This is a genomic window from Thermoactinospora rubra (genome assembly GCF_002093975.1).
Lineage (GTDB): Bacteria > Actinomycetota > Actinomycetes > Streptosporangiales > Streptosporangiaceae > Nonomuraea > Nonomuraea rubra_A.
Window position 1 is genome coordinate 45113 of the sequence record NZ_KZ084328.1, and the last position, 14283, is coordinate 59395.

Consider the following 14283-nt stretch of genomic DNA (forward strand, 5'->3'; position numbering starts at 1 on the left):
CCACCTCGTTTACATAGTCGATCCGGGAGGCAAAGCGGTGGCCACGGGGAAGGACCGCCAGCGCGAACTGGCGCGCAAGCACTACGAGCGGCAGATGCAGCGGCGCGCGGAGCGTGAGCAGAGGGCCAAGAAGCGGGCCGTCGTGCTGTCGACCGTGGGCGTGGTCGTGGTGGTGGGCGGCATCGTGGCCGCGACGGCCCTGATCGGGGGCAACGCCAAGGATTCTGAGGCGTCCAGCGATCCGACGCCCGCCGCCACCGACACCGCGACCGCGGCGGCGGGGCCCAAGCCGTTCGACGCCGCGACCGGCACCTGCGACTACGTCGCCGACACCGCCGGCGAGGTCAAGGACGTCGGCATGCCGCCTGCCAAGGTGGACCCGGCCAAGCTGCCCACGACCATGACGATCAAGACCAACCGCGGCGACATCGTCGTCAAGCTCGACTCCGCCAAGGCGCCGTGCACGGTCAACGCGCTGGCGTACCTGGCCAAGGAGGGCTACTACGACGGCAGCAAGTGCCACCGGCTGGGCAGCGAGCAGTTCCCCATGCTGCAGTGCGGCGACCCGCTGGCCAAGGCCGACGGCAAGAGCCAGACCGACGGGCAGGGCGGGCCGGGCTTCCGCATGGCGGAGGAGAACCTGGAGGGCGCGACCTACAAGCGCGGCGTGATGGCGATGGCCAAGACCTCCCAGCCCGGCACCACGGGCAGCCAGTTCTTCCTGGTGTACGGCGACATCCCAATCCTTCCCGCCGAGTACACCCTTGTCGGTACGATCACGAAGGGCCTGGACATCCTGGACAAGGTCAACAAGGCGGGCGTCCTCACGCCCGGTCCCGACGGGACGGGCGCGCCCAAGGAGAGCGTCGAATTCGAAGACGTGACAATGGCTGGCAAGAGCTGACGTAATAGCACTAGGGACGGGTAGTCCCGAAAGGTTGAGGAAAGTGCGGGAGGACACGGTGAGCACCGACCCGTGGGGCCGGGTAGACGACGACGGCACCGTCTACGTGCGTACGGCTGATGGGGAGCGGGCCGTCGGCTCCTGGAAGGCCGGAGAGCCCGAGGAGGCGCTGGCGTACTTCCACCGCAAGTACGACGAGCTGGCCGGCCAGGTCCAGCTGCTGGAGCAGCGCGTCAAGGGCACCGACCTGTCCCCCGCACAGGCCGAGGCGAGCATTCTCAAGCTGCGGGAGGCGGTGGCCGACGCGCACGCCGTGGGCGACCTGGGCGCGCTGTCGGCCCAGCTGGACGCGCTGTCGGAGCTGGTGGCCAAGCGCCGCGAGGAGGTCAGGGCCGCGCGCGAGCAGGCGCGCAACGAGGCCAGGGCGGTCAAGGAGCGCATCGTCGCCGAGGCCGAGCGCATCGCCGAGGAGACCACCCACTGGAAGTCGGGCGGCGAGCGCCTGCGCCAGCTGGTGGAGGAGTGGAAGGCCGCCGAGCGCGCCGACCGCGTCACCGAGGCGGCGCTGTGGAAGCGGCTGTCGGCGGCCCGTACGGCTTTCGCCAAGCGGCGCAAGGCCTACTTCGCGGGCCTGGACCAGCAGCGCGAGAGCGTGCGCGCGGTCAAGGAGGGCATCGTCGAGGAGGCCGAGGAGCTGGCCTCCTCCACCGACTGGAACCAGACCGCCGCCGCCTACCGTGACCTGATGCAGCGCTGGAAGGCGGCCGGCCGGGCCTCGCGCGAGGCGGAGGAGGAGCTGTGGGCGCGCTTCAAGGCCGCCCAGGACCAGTTCTTCCAGGCCCGCTCGGCGGTCTACGCCCAGCGCGACGCCTCGCTGGCGGCCAACGCCACGGCCAAGGAGCAGCTGCTGGCCGAGGCCGAGAAGATCCTGCCCGTCACCGACGTGCGGGCCGCCCGGGCGGCGCTGCGGTCGGTGCTGGAGCGGTGGGAGGCCATCGGTCCCGTGCCGCGCGACCAGCGCGACCGGCTCGAGGGCGGGCTGCGGCGGATCGACGAGGCCGTGCGCAAGGCCGAGGAGGCGGAGTGGAAGCGCTCCAACCCCGAGGCCCGCGCCCGCGCGCAGAGCACGGTCGACCAGCTGCGGGCCTCCATCGCCCAGTTGGAGGACCGCCTGGCCAAGGCGCAGGCGGCCGGGCGGGCCAAGGACGTCAGGGAGGCCGAGGAGGCGATCGCGGCCCGGCGCTCCTGGCTGGAGGAGGCCGAGCGCACGCTCGCCGAGTTCAGCTGAGGCCCGCCGGTTCCCGCTCCTCGTCTGCTTCGGGGTGCGGGACCACGCGCCGCCGTACGGCCAGGCCGAACAGCACCACGAGCAGCCCGCACGCGCCGGACAGCGCGAACGGCGCGGCCGGGCGCCACAGGTCGTACAGCCAGCCGCCGACGCCTGAGACGACGAAGATGCCGATCGCGCCGCACAGGATCTGCACGCCGAAGCTGGAGCCGCGGTAGCGGGCCGGCACCTGCTGCGCGAGCAGCGGGCCCGCGGTGGTGATGACGCCGATCTCGCCCAGCCCGATGAAGGCCGCCACGATCATCATGCCGGGCCCGAGGGGGTCGCCGACCAGCAGGGTCGACAGGTAGGCCGCCGCGGCGACCGCCTGGGCGAGGATGACGACGTTCTGGCGCTTCATCCGGTCGCCGAGCCAGCCGTACAGCGGGGCGCCCAGGACGATGACGGTGTAGGCGATGCCGACGACGGCGCCCGCGCGGGCCACGGCCTCGGTGGCCGACATGCCGCGCTCGGTCCTGGCGTGGTCGGCGATCCACAGCGACAGGAAGCTGGCCACCAGCGCCAGGTCCGCCCTGGCCACGAAGGAGGCGGCGTAGGACAGCGCCACGCCGGGGTCGCGGGCCAGCTTGACGCCCTGGGCGACCAGGGTGGTGAGCCTGACGCGCGGCTCGCTCCGGGCGCTCCAGGACGGCGAGAGCGTGAAGCGCAGGACCAGCGCGCCGAGCAGCGTGAGCGCCGCCACGATGAGGAAGCCGGTCCGCCCGGCGGCCTCGGGGGACATGCCGCCGCGCTCCAGGACGGTGGGCAGCCGCACCAGCACGAGCACCGAGACGACCGCGCCGATGCCGCTGAACAGTCCCAGCAGGCCGTAGGACTTGCCGCGCGAGTGGTCGCGGACGTAGTCCACCACGATGGCCGACATGGTCACGTGCAGGGCGGCGATGCCGAGCGCGAACAGCACCCGCAGCGCGATGAGGACGGCCTCGCCGCCCGCGTAGGGGTACAGGGCGGCTCCCAGCGCGCACAGCGCCAGGCCGGCCACGGCGACGGCCCGCCTGCCCACCCGGTCGGACAGCGCGCCGTACCACGCCAGGCTCGCGATCAGCCCCACCTCGGCCGCGATCTGCAGGTGGCCGGTCACCCGGCCCTGCGTGTCGGCCGCCAGCCCCAGGATCTCGGTGAGCACGTACGGCTGGGCGGCCGGCAGGAAGGTGATGACGGACGTTCCGAGCAGTCCGAGGGTGAAGCCCGACCACAGGTTGCCCTTGGTGTAGCCCGGGGCCAGGTCGAGTCCGAGGAGTCGGCGGGTCATAGCAAGCGATGATCGCAACTCCGGCGGAGATCGTCTATGGTCCAAAGCAACACGTTGCCAGATAAAGAGGACCAATGTCGCAGCACCGTCCGCCGGCCGGGATCAACCCCGCGATCCCGAACGTGGCCCGCATGTACGACTACTACCTGGGCGGAAAGGACAACTTCGAGGCCGACCGCGAAGCCGCCGAGCGCGTGCTCGCCCTGGTGCCCGAGATCCGGGAGGGGGCGGTCGCCACCCGCGCCTTCCTGCGCCGGGCGGTGCGCGAGCTGCGGAAGCTGGGGGTGGACCAGTTCGTCGACATCGGCTCCGGCCTGCCCACGGCCGGGCACGTCCACGAGGCCGTGGGCGACGCCAAGGTGGTCTACGTCGACAACGACCCGGTGGTGCTGACCCACTCGCGGGCGCTGCTACGCGACTCCGACCGGGTGTGGGTGCAGCTGGGCGACCTGCGCAAGCCGGAGGAGCTCATGGAGCAGGTGCTGGAGGTCCTGGACCCCGGCCGGCCCATGGCCGTGCTCGTCGTGTCGGTGCTGCACTTCGTCACCGACGAGGAGGACCCCGAGGGCATCATGCGCCGCCTCCGCGACAGGCTGCCGGCGGGCGGCTACCTCGTGCTCAGCCACGTCGCCCCGGACGCCAGGCCGTCGGTGGCGCCCGACGTCGAGGCGGTCTACCAGCGGGCCTCCTCCCCCTTCATCGCCCGGCGCAGGCCCGCCTTCGAGCGGTTCACGGCCGGGCTGGAGCTGCTGGAGCCCGGCATCGTCAACATCATGGAATGGCGGCCCGAGGAGGACCCCGTCCACGTCCCCTACCGCGGCATCGGCGACTACCACCTGTGCGCGGTGGGCCGCAAGCCCGCCTGAGGAGCCCGGTGAGACGGGTCAGCCGCCCGCGCCGCTGACCCGGTAGACGTCGAACACGCCCTGGATGCTGCGCACCGCCTTCAGCACGTGCCCCAGGTGCTTGGGGTCGCCCATCTCGAAGGTGAACCTGCTGATCGCCACCCGGTCGCGCGAGGTCGTCACCGACGCGGACAGGATGTTGACGTGCTGGTCGGACAACGTGCGCGTGACGTCGGACAGCAGCCGCGGCCGGTCCAGCGCCTCCACCTGGATCGCCACGAGGAAGACCGAGTCCTCGCCGGGCGACCAGCTCACCTCCACCAGCCGGTCGGGCTGCGCCTTCAGCTGCTGGATGTTGGTGCAGTCCGCCCGGTGCACCGACACGCCGTGCCCCCGCGTGACGAACCCGACGATCTGGTCGCCCGGCACCGGCGTGCAGCACTTCGACAGCCGCACCCACACGTCGGGGTCGCCGGCCACCACCACACCGGCCCCGCCGCCCCTGGGACGGCCTCTGAGGCGCGTGGGGACCGCGGTCTCGGCGATGTCCTCCTCGACGCTCTCCACGCCGCCTATGGACGCCACGAGCTTCTGCACGACCGACTGGGCGGAGATGTGGCCCTCGCCCACCGCCGCGTACAGCGCCGACACATCCGAGTAGCGCAGATCGCGCGCCAGCGCCAGCAGCGCCTCGCCGGACATCAGCCGCTGCATCGGCAGGCCCTGCTTGCGCATCGCCCGCCCGATGGCCTCCTTGCCGCCCTCGATCGCGGTCTCGCGCCGCTCCTTGGAGAACCACTGGCGGATCTTGTTGCGGGCCCGGCCCGACTTGACGAACTTCAGCCAGTCGCGCGACGGCCCGGCGTCGGGCGACTTGGAGGTGAAGATCTCCACCGTGTCGCCGTTGTTGAGCTTGGACTCCAGCGGCACCAGCCGGCCGTTGACGCGGGCACCGATGCAGCGGTGGCCGACCTCGGTGTGGACGGCGTAGGCGAAGTCGACCGGCGTGGCGCCCTCGGGCAGGTCGATCACCCGGCCCTTGGGGGTGAAGACGTAGACCTCGTTGACCGACAGGTCGAAGCGCAGCGACTCCAGGAACTCGCCCGGGTCGGAGGTCTCCTTCTGCCAGTCCAGCAGCTGGCGCAGCCAGGCCATCTCGTTGCCGGGCTTGCCCTTGCCCGCCCCGCCGGAGCCGACCTCCTCCTTGTACTTCCAGTGCGCGGCCACGCCGTACTCGGCCCTGTGGTGCATCGCGTGGGTGCGGATCTGCAGCTCCACCGGCTTGCCCCCGGGGCCGATCACCGTGGTGTGCAGCGACTGGTACATGTTGAACTTGGGCATCGCGATGTAGTCCTTGAACCGGCCCGGCACCGGCTTCCACCGCGCGTGGATCGTTCCGAGCGCGGCATAGCAGTCCCGCACCGTGTCGACCAGGACCCGGATGCCCACCAGGTCGTAGATGTCGTCGAACGCCACGTCGCGGGCGATCATCTTCTGGTAGACCGAGTAGTAGTGCTTGGGCCGGCCCTTCACCACCGCGCGGATCTTGGCCTCGCGCAGGTCGGCGGAGACCTTCTCGATGACCTCCTGCAGGAACAGGTCCCGGCGGGGGGCGCGCTCGGAGACCATGCGGGCGATCTCGTCATACCGCTTGGGGTAGAGCATCGCGAACGCCAGGTCCTCAAGCTCCCACTTGATGGTGTTCATGCCCAGGCGGTGGGCCAGCGGGGCGAAGATCTCCAGCGTCTCGCGCGACTTCTGCTGCCGCTTGTGCTCGGGCAGGTAGCGCATCGTGCGCATGTTGTGCAGCCGGTCTGCCAGCTTGATGATCAGCACCCGGATGTCGCGCGACATCGCGATGACCATCTTGCGCACGGTCTCGGCCTGCGCGGCGTCGCCGAACTTGACCTTGTCGAGCTTGGTGACCCCGTCGACCAGGTTGGCGATGGTGTCGCCGAAGTCGGCGCGCAGCTCCTCCAGGCTGTAGGCGGTGTCCTCGACCGTGTCGTGCAGCAGCGCCGCGCACAGCGTCTCGTCGTCGGTGCCGAGCTCGGCCAGGATCGTGGCGACCGCGAGCGGGTGGGTGATGTAGGGGTCGCCGCTCTTGCGCTTCTGGTCGCGGTGGTGGTGGGCGGCGACCTCGTAGGCGCGCTGGATCAGGCGCAGGTCGGCCTTGGGGTGGGTGGCGCGGACGGTGCGGAACAGCGGTTCGAGCACCGGATTCATGGCCCCACCCCCAAACCTTCGCCGGCGCGCCGGAGGACTGCCCGGCGCGGCGTCGCGGGTCTCGGCGCTCGCGTTCGCCGCGTCGGTCACCTCTGGTGCGGCCACATCACGGGGCACACAGACTCCTTTGGTCCGAGTCCAGATTCCCCAGTGTATCCAGCGTCAGACGGTCACCAGGGAGTGGAGGCCGACTCCGGCCAGCCGCTCGCGCCCGCGCAGGAACGACAGCTCCATCAGCACGGCCACGCCGGCCACGTCGGCACCCGCCCTGCGCAGCAGCTCCACCGCCGCCCGCGCGGTGCCGCCGGTCGCCAGGACGTCGTCGACGATCAGGACGCGGTCGCCGGGGCGGAAGGCGTCGCGGTGGACCTCGATGGAGGCCGAGCCGTACTCCAGATCGTAGGACGCCTCGAGCGTCTCGTAAGGCAGCTTGCCCTTCTTCCGCACCGGCACGAACCCGGCCCCGGCCCGCAGGGCCACCGGCGCGGCCAGGATGAAGCCCCTCGCCTCGATCCCGGCGATCTTGTCCACCTCGCGCAGCCCGGCCAGCTCCTCCACCACGGCCGCGAACGCCTCGTGGTCGGCCAGGAGCGGGGTGATGTCCTTGAAGATCACTCCGGGCTTGGGATAGTCGGGGATGTCGCGGATCCGGTCCAGGATCAGCGTCTGCAGGTCGGTCATGGCCATCCTCTGGTACGGCGACGCCTCCGCCCCATCGACGGGGACGGAGGCATCGTACGGGTGCCTGCGCCTTTTCTAGCCCTTGGCCACGGCCGCCTTGCCGCCCTTGGCCTTCCCGCCGCCCTGCGTGGCGGCCAGGCGGCGGGCGATGGCCTGGTACTTCGGCTCCCGCTCCTTGAGCGTGACCAGCAGCGGCGTGGCCACGCACAGCGAGGAGTAGGTGCCCACCAGCATGCCCACGAACAGCGCGAGCGACAGGTCCTTCAGCGTGCCGGCGCCCAGCAGCGTGGTGCCGATGAACAGGATCGCGGCGACCGGCAGGATGGCCACCAGCGAGGTGTTCAGCGACCTGATCAGCGTGTGGTTGAGCGCGTCGTTGGCCGCCTGGGTGTAGGTCTTCTTGCTGCCCGTGCCGAGCTTGGCCGTGACCTCCTTGATCATGTCGAACACCACGACGGCGTCGTAGAGCGAGTAGCCCAGGATCGTCAGGAAGCCCAGCAGCGTCGCCGGGGTGACCTCGAAGCCCGACCAGGCGTAGATGCCGGCCGTGATGATCAGGTCGTGGAGCAGCGCCACGATGGCCGACAGGGCCATCTTCGGCTCGAACGCCAGGCTCAGGTACAAGATGATCGCGAGCATGAACACGCCCAGGCCGATCCACGCCTTGGTGGCGACCTCGCCGCCCCAGGACGCGCCGATCGCCTGGATGCTGATGCTCTGCTCGGGCACCCGGAAGTCCTGGACGATGGCCTGCTGCACCTTGTCCCTGCCGGCCTCCGGCAGCGGCTCGGTGGTCACGCGCCAGCCGCCGTCGGTGCCGACGGACTGCACGATGGGCTGGTGCACGCCCTCGTCGCTGAAGGTGCCGCGGACCTGCTCGATGGTGGCGCCGGGGGCCTTGAAGGTGAAGACCGAACCGCCCCTGAACTCCACGCCCAGGTTCAGTGGGCTGCCGTGGACCGCCGCGCTGAAGATCAGGCCGGCGATGGAGAACACGATCAGGAAGGCCGACAGGCCGTACCACAGCTTCCGCCTGCCGACGAAGTCAACGTCGATCTCGCCGCGGTAGAGGCGACGCCCGAGTCCCATGTCAGGCCTCCTGCGGGGTGGTCGTACGGACAGTGTCGGCGCTCATGCGCTCCGCGTCGAGACCGGAGAGCTTGTGGCCCTTGGCGAAAAACTTCAGCCTGGCCAGCAGGGCGATGAAGGGCTTGGTGAACAGGAACACCACGATGATGTCGATCAGCGTGGTCAGGCCCATCGCGAAGGCGAAGCCGGCCACGCCGCCGACGGCCAGGAAGTACAGCACGACGGCGGCGATGAACATGACCGCGTCGGCGATCAGGATCGTGCGCCGGGCGCGCACCCAGGCCACCTCGACGGCGGCGCGCAGCGAGCGCCTGCCCTCCTTCATCTCGTCGCGGATGCGCTCGAAGTACACGATGAAGGAGTCGGCCGTGATGCCGATGGAGACCACCAGGCCGATGATGTGCGGCAGCGACAGGCGGAAGTTGATGTTCGCGCCGAGGACGCACACCGCCTCGTAGGTGATGATCGAGGCCACCACGAGGCTCAGCACCGCGACGATGCCCAGGCCGCGGTAGTAGAGCAGGCAGTACACCACGACCAGCAGCAGGCCGATGAGGCCCGCGATGAGGCCGCCGCGCAGCTGGTCGGTGCCGAGCGTGGACGACACGGTCTCGGCCGAGCCGATCACGAACTTCAGCGGCAGCGCGCCGTACTTCAGCTGGTCGGCCAGGGCGGTGGCGCTGGCCTCGTCGAAGCCGCCGGTGATCTCGGCCTGGCCGCCCGGGATCGGGTTGATGATCCGCGGGGCGCTGATCACCACGCCGTCCAGGACGATGGCGACCTGGTTGCGCGGCTCGGGCGAGTTGAAGGCCTGGGTGGTGAGCTTGCTCCACTCGGCCGGGCCCTTGCCCTTGAACGACAGCTGGACGATCCACTCGGTGCGGCCCTGCGGGATGCCGGCCGAGGCCGAGTCGATGTCGGTGCCGACGACCTTGGCGACGTCGAGGATGAACTTGGCGCTGCCGTCGTCGGCGCAGGCGGCGTACTGCTTGTTGGGGTCGTCCTGGACGCCCTGGCCGCGGTTGTTGGGGTCGCGGCAGTCGAGCTGCTGGAACTGCTTGAGCACCGCCGGGTCCACGCCCTCGGTGCTGCCGACCAGCTGGCCCTGCTGCGGCGGCTGGGTGGCCTGGGCGGACGGCGTGGCCGAGGGGCTGGGCTTCGGCGTGGCCTTGGCGTTGCCCCGGCCCGTGGCCTTGGGCGAGGGGCTGGTGGTCGGCTCGGTCAGCGCCGAGGACAGGGCCTTGCCCGTGGGCGAGGCCGACGGGCTGGCCTTGGGACTGGCCTTGGAGCTGGCCTTGGGGCTGGCCGCCGGCTGGGACGGCGAGGCGGAAGGCGAGCCGCTCGGCTTGGGGGCCTCGGTGGTCATCCCGGCGGGCGGCTGGGTCAGCTCATAGGCCAGCACCTGGCGGAAGCGCAGCTCGGCCGTCTTCCCGATCTTCTCGACCGTCTCCTTCTGCCCCGCTCCCGGCACCGAGATGACGATGTTGTCGCCGGTCTTGGCCACCTCGGCGTCGGACAGGCCGCTGCCGTTGACGCGGTTGCGCAGGATGTTGACCGCCTGGTCGAGCGCCTCCTGCGAGGGCGGCTTGTCGTCGAGCGTCTTGGGCGTGAGCGTCACGGTCGTGCCGCCGGCGAGGTCGAGGGCGAGTTTGGGCGTGAACGCCTTCTGCAGCGCCATCGCACCGCCCATGGCGAGGATGAGCGCCAGGAGCGCCAGGAGCGTGCGCCCCGGTCTGCTCTGGCGGCTGGTCGGTCGGGCCACTGGTCGTCTGTTCTTTCAGCTATAGGGATTTGTGCCGAGAGCCTAGTCAGGACTTGCGGGTGTTGGATTCCTGGTCGGTGTCGCTCTGGGCGGCCTGGTCCGCCCGCGGGGCCGGCTCCTCGTCCGTGACCTCGGAGTTCTCCTCCCTGGATTCCTCCGCGATGTCCTGGACCGGCGTCAGGACACGCCCGATGGCCGCCTTGACCCAGCGGGTCTCCACGCCCGGCGCGATCTCCAGGACGACGTCCTCGTGGTCGATCGCCACGACGGTGCCGAACAGGCCGGTCGTGGTCATGACCCGGGTGCCGGGGGTGAGGCTGTTCTGCATCTTGATGGCCTCCTGCTGCCGCTTCTTCTGCGGGCGGATCAGCAGGAAGTAGAACGCCACAACCATCAGGACCAGCATCAGGATGGTTGACAGGCCACTATTGCCGCCCATGAGGGGCCACCTTCCGTCTTCTCTTACAAGAGGTCGACACCGGTTTCGAACCGGAAATTCCGCTTGTTGCGATGCGCGAACGCCGCTCAGCCCGCAGCCTACACAGCCGGGCAAGCCACGGAGTGTAGGCGCTTGTTGCGAAACGCGGCAACGAACCAGCGGTTCGGCACGCGGGGAAGTTCCCAATTCGCAACGTTGCAACCGTTTTGTGATCCCGGCGTCCCGTATGGCAGGGCCCCGCGCTCCCCTGTCGCCCGGCCGGCGTCACTCGGCCGGTGCCGCGCCGAAGGCGTCGGGGGGCGGCGTCATGCCCATGTGGATCCAGGCGGCGGCCGTCGCCACCCGCCCGCGGGGCGTGCGCGCCACCAGGCCCTGCCGTACCAGGAACGGCTCGGCGACCACCTCGACCGTCTCGGGCTCCTCCCCCACGGCCACGGCCAGCGTCGACAGGCCCACCGGCCCCCCGCCGAACTTGCGCAGCAGCGCGTCCAGCACCGCCCGGTCCAGCCGGTCCAGGCCCTCGGCGTCGACCTCGTACAGGTCGAGGGCGGCGGCGGCCAGGTCGCGGGTGATGACGCCGTCGGCGCGCACCTCGGCGAAGTCGCGCACGCGCCGCAGCAGCCGGTTGGCGATGCGGGGCGTGCCGCGCGAGCGGCGGGCGATCTCGTGGGCGCCGTCGTCGGGCAGGGCGATGCCCAGGAGCCTGGCGGAGCGGTGGAGGACCTGTTCGAGCTCCTCGACCTCGTAGAAGTCCATGTGGGCGGTGAAGCCGAAGCGGTCGCGCAGCGGCGCGGGCAGCAGCCCGGCCCGGGTGGTGGCGCCGACCAGGGTGAAGGGGGCGATGTCGAGCGGGATCGCGGTCGCCCCCGGGCCCTTGCCGACCACGATGTCGACGCGGAAGTCCTCCATGGCCATGTAGAGCATCTCCTCGGCGGGCCTGGCCATGCGGTGGATCTCGTCGACGAACAGCACCTCGCCCTCGGCGAGGGTGGACAGGATGGCGGCCAGGTCGCCGGCCCGTTCGAGGGCGGGGCCCGAGGTGATGCGCAGCGGCGCGCCCAGCTCGGCGGCGATGATCATCGCGAGCGTCGTCTTGCCGAGCCCGGGCGAGCCGCTCATCAGCACATGGTCGGGCGTCTTGCCGCGTTTGAGCGCGCTTTCCAGGACGAGCGAGAGCTGCTCGCGCACCCTGGCCTGGCCGATGAACTCGCTCAGCCGCTTGGGCCGCAGGGCGGCCTCGATCTGCAGCTCGTCGCCGCCTTCCGCGTCGGGGGAGACGAGGTCCCTGCCGAGCGTCACGTCGCCACCTCCAGGATCCGCCGGCCTGCCTTCGTGCGGGAGCGGTGGGTTCATCGCACGCTCAACGCCCTCAGCGCGGCCTTCAGCATCGCCGCCACCTGCGGCTCACGGCCGGCGGCCAGCTCGGCGTCGGCCTGCGGCTCCACGATCGCGAGCGCCTCGTCGGCGTCTTTGGCCGAGTATCCCAGCCCCACCAGCCCGGCGTGCACCTGCTCCCGCCAGGCCGCCTTGCGCGAGGCGCCGTTGAGGGCCGCATCCAGCGCGGTCTGCGGCGTGCCGAGCTTGTCCTTCAGCTCCAGCACGATGCGCTGGGCGCCCTTCTGGCCGATTCCGGGGATCATCGTCAGCGCCTTGAGGTCCGCCGAGGCGACCGCGACCCGCAGCGCGTTGGGCGTGTGGACCGCCAGCATGGCCAGCGCCAGCTTCGGCCCGACCCCGCTGGCCGTCTGGACCAGCTCGAACACCGTGCGCTCGTCGTCGGTGGCGAAGCCGTACAGCGTCAGCGACTCCTCGCGCACGACCAGCGAGGTGGCCAGCCGCGCCTGCTCCCCCACGCGCAGGCCGGCCAGCGTGCCGGGCGTGCAGTGCACGAGCACGCCCACGCCGCCGACCTCGATGACCGCCGAGTCGGGGGCGAGGGCTGCGACCCGGCCGGACACGGACGCGATCACGGCGCTGACCTCCTCGTCGCCAATGCCTGGGCGATGCGGTGCTGGGCGCCGCCCCGCCACACGTGGCAGATGGCCAGGGCGAGCGCGTCGGCGGCGTCGGCGGGCCTGGGCATCTCGCCGAGCCGCAGCAGCCGGGTGACCATGTGGCCGACCTGCTTCTTGTCGGCGGTGCCGCTGCCGGTGATGGCGGCCTTGACCTCCGAGGGGGTGTGCAGCGCGACGGGCAGCCCGCGGCGGGCGGCGCACAGCACGGCGACGCCGGCGGCCTGCGCCGTGCCCATGACCGTGCGGACGTTGTGCTGGCTGAAGACCCGCTCGACGGCCACCGCGTCGGGCCTGACCTCCTCCAGCCACTCCTCGATGCCCGCCTCGATGCCCAGCAGCCGGGCGCCCAGCTCGTCGTCGGCCGAGGTGCGCACGACGCCGACGGCCACGAGGGACAGCGGCGCGCCGGGACGGCCCTCGACCGCCCCCAGGCCGCACCGGGTCAGCCCCGGGTCGATGCCCAAGACGCGCACCTGCTCCCCCTCCCGGCCGAGCGCCGAACACCTGTTCGGTAGGCAACCTTATCGCTCCGGCGCGCCCGCCGCACGCATCCCCGCCCCACCGGGCGCGGATCGAAAGCGGCTCAGAAGTAGTCGAGCGTGTATGGCCGGGCCGCGAAGGCCACGTCGAGCGCCTCGTCGTGACGCCCGTCCCCCGCCATCATCCCGCCGCGGCGCAGCGTCGCGGCCGGAAGGCCGGCGAAAAGCGCCGAAAGCCCGTTGAGCGTGAGGCTGGGCCCCTGTCCCGAGGCCGTCGCGACAGCCGTACCGGACCCGCCCGACACCTCCAGCCGCCAGCCGCCCAGCCCTTCCACCCGCACGAAGGCCTCCAGGGACACGCCCGCGGGAAAGCCGCGCCGCCCGATCGCGGCGGCCACGTCGAGCACGCGCAGCATCCACCGCACCCTCGTCACCTGCTCCCGGGACCGCTCGCGCAGCAGCCAGAACACCGGATCCTCCGGCGCGAGGACCGCGACGACCCGCTCGGCGACCGACGAGGAGGAGCCGACGAGCGACCACAGCGCCGCGGCCGTCTCCCGCGAGCCCGCGACGAGCGTGCCGACCCGCAGGCCGTCGCCGTCCCAGCGGTAGACCACCAGCCCGTCGTCGGCGATGTAGCGCATGTCCCCCTCGGCGCCCAGCAGCCGCCGCCAGGTGCGCTCCTCCCAGGAGACCACGCCGCTGGCGCGGTCGGCGGCGTGCAGCCGCCCCAGCAGGGCGACGACCTCGGCGGCGTCGCCCGGCCCAGCGCGGCGCAGCCCTGCCGCCCCGCCCGCGCCCAGGCGGCGCAGCGCCTCGGCCGGGAAGGTGACGTGGTGCATGGCGCCAGCGTGCTCGTAGCCGAGGCTACGGTAGATGGGCGTGGTGGCCGGATACAGGGCCGAGAGGGCGTATCCCTGCTCCCGCGCCCGCTCGATCGCGGCCCGCACGATCGCGGTGCCCACGCCGCGCCCGCGGTCCTCCGGGTTGACGACCACCCCGGCCACCCCGGCCAGCGGCTGCGGCCTGCCGTGCCACCACTGGGTGAGCCTGCGCAGCCGGGCGGAGGCGGCCAGCCGGGCGCCATCGAAGGCGCCCAGCAGACGGCCCTCGGCCATCGCGACGGCCGAGGTCTCACGCCAGACCGGCACGTCGGCGGGCGGGACCGGGCCGAAGGCTCGGGTGCGCACGTCGAGCAGGGCGTCGAGGTCGTCGGGGGTGAGCTCGCGTATCTCCACGAGAG

Annotated in this window: 13 protein-coding genes; 3 read left to right on the plus strand and 10 right to left on the minus strand. The window is 71.6% G+C overall.

From position 1 onward, the window contains the following. Window positions 1-37 precede the first annotated feature (37 nt). Together BSB02_RS07515 and BSB02_RS07520 are read left to right on the plus strand one after the other, a co-directional pair. On the plus strand, window positions 38-904 hold the full coding sequence (locus BSB02_RS07515) for a peptidylprolyl isomerase (protein WP_240506254.1): 867 nt from the start codon (window positions 38-40) through the stop codon (window positions 902-904). A gap of 58 nt (window positions 905-962) precedes the next feature. After that, window positions 963-2192: a DUF349 domain-containing protein gene (locus tag BSB02_RS07520; RefSeq protein WP_084958133.1), complete on the plus strand. Its 1230-nt coding sequence runs from the start codon at window positions 963-965 to the stop codon at window positions 2190-2192. On the opposite strand, the gene BSB02_RS07525 is transcribed toward BSB02_RS07520, so the two are convergent. Beyond that, the gene (locus BSB02_RS07525) at window positions 2185-3504 is read right to left on the minus strand and encodes an MFS transporter (protein ID WP_084957969.1); all 1320 of its coding nucleotides are present in this window, start codon (window positions 3502-3504) and stop codon (window positions 2185-2187) included. The genes BSB02_RS07520 and BSB02_RS07525 overlap by 8 nt on opposite strands. A 74-nt stretch (window positions 3505-3578) precedes the next feature. On the opposite strand from BSB02_RS07525, the gene BSB02_RS07530 reads away from it, so the two are divergent. After that, window positions 3579-4370, plus strand: coding sequence for an SAM-dependent methyltransferase (locus BSB02_RS07530; protein ID WP_084957970.1), 792 nt, complete (start codon window positions 3579-3581; stop codon window positions 4368-4370). An 18-nt stretch (window positions 4371-4388) separates the two neighbouring features. Here BSB02_RS07530 and BSB02_RS07535 read toward each other — a convergent pair whose 3' ends face one another. The 9 genes from BSB02_RS07535 to BSB02_RS07575 all read right to left on the minus strand — a co-directional run bounded on the left by BSB02_RS07535 (window position 4389) and on the right by BSB02_RS07575 (window position 14278). Beyond that, window positions 4389-6575: a RelA/SpoT family protein gene (locus BSB02_RS07535; protein ID WP_084957971.1), complete on the minus strand. Its 2187-nt coding sequence runs from the start codon at window positions 6573-6575 to the stop codon at window positions 4389-4391. A 162-nt stretch (window positions 6576-6737) separates the two neighbouring features. Further along, on the minus strand, window positions 6738-7256 hold the full coding sequence (locus BSB02_RS07540) for an adenine phosphoribosyltransferase (RefSeq protein WP_084957972.1): 519 nt from the start codon (window positions 7254-7256) through the stop codon (window positions 6738-6740). 75 nt (window positions 7257-7331) lie between these two features. After that, the gene (gene secF / locus BSB02_RS07545; RefSeq protein WP_084957973.1) at window positions 7332-8345 is read right to left on the minus strand and encodes a protein translocase subunit SecF; all 1014 of its coding nucleotides are present in this window, start codon (window positions 8343-8345) and stop codon (window positions 7332-7334) included. Between the two features lies 1 nt (window position 8346). Next, window positions 8347-10107 (minus strand): protein translocase subunit SecD, encoded by a 1761-nt coding sequence (gene secD, locus BSB02_RS07550; RefSeq protein ID WP_240506255.1) that lies wholly within the window; start codon window positions 10105-10107, stop codon window positions 8347-8349. 46 nt (window positions 10108-10153) lie between these two features. Next, entirely contained in the window at window positions 10154-10546 is a 393-nt protein-coding gene (gene yajC, locus BSB02_RS07555; RefSeq protein WP_084957974.1) for a preprotein translocase subunit YajC, read from the minus strand. Between the two features lie 264 nt (window positions 10547-10810). Next, entirely contained in the window at window positions 10811-11845 is a 1035-nt protein-coding gene (ruvB, locus tag BSB02_RS07560; protein WP_084957975.1) for a Holliday junction branch migration DNA helicase RuvB, read from the minus strand. Window positions 11846-11895: 50 nt separating this feature from the next. Beyond that, complete coding sequence (gene ruvA, locus BSB02_RS07565; protein WP_084957976.1) at window positions 11896-12516, minus strand: Holliday junction branch migration protein RuvA; 621 nt, start codon at window positions 12514-12516, stop codon at window positions 11896-11898. Beyond that, window positions 12513-13034 carry a crossover junction endodeoxyribonuclease RuvC gene (ruvC, locus tag BSB02_RS07570; RefSeq protein ID WP_084957977.1) on the minus strand — a complete coding sequence of 174 codons (522 nt, stop codon included), beginning with the start codon at window positions 13032-13034 and terminating at the stop codon, window positions 12513-12515. The genes ruvA and ruvC overlap by 4 nt, the downstream gene beginning before the upstream one ends. Before the next feature lie 110 nt (window positions 13035-13144). After that, a complete protein-coding gene (locus BSB02_RS07575; RefSeq protein ID WP_084957978.1) occupies window positions 13145-14278 on the minus strand; it encodes a GNAT family N-acetyltransferase in 1134 nt (377 codons plus the stop codon). Window positions 14279-14283 lie beyond the last annotated feature (5 nt).

What these genes read in the sequence shown, in the direction of transcription:
- secF (WP_084957973.1), bottom strand. Translation starts at nt 8,345, where the DNA reads ATGGGACTCGGGCGTCGCCTCTACCGCGGCGAGATCGACGTTGACTTC.
- BSB02_RS07530 (WP_084957970.1), top strand. Translation starts at nt 3,579, where the DNA reads ATGTCGCAGCACCGTCCGCCGGCCGGGATCAACCCCGCGATCCCGAAC.
- BSB02_RS07540 (WP_084957972.1), bottom strand. Translation starts at nt 7,256, where the DNA reads ATGACCGACCTGCAGACGCTGATCCTGGACCGGATCCGCGACATCCCC.
- BSB02_RS07535 (WP_084957971.1), bottom strand. Translation starts at nt 6,575, where the DNA reads ATGAATCCGGTGCTCGAACCGCTGTTCCGCACCGTCCGCGCCACCCAC.
- yajC (WP_084957974.1), bottom strand. Translation starts at nt 10,546, where the DNA reads ATGGGCGGCAATAGTGGCCTGTCAACCATCCTGATGCTGGTCCTGATG.
- BSB02_RS07525 (WP_084957969.1), bottom strand. Translation starts at nt 3,504, where the DNA reads ATGACCCGCCGACTCCTCGGACTCGACCTGGCCCCGGGCTACACCAAG.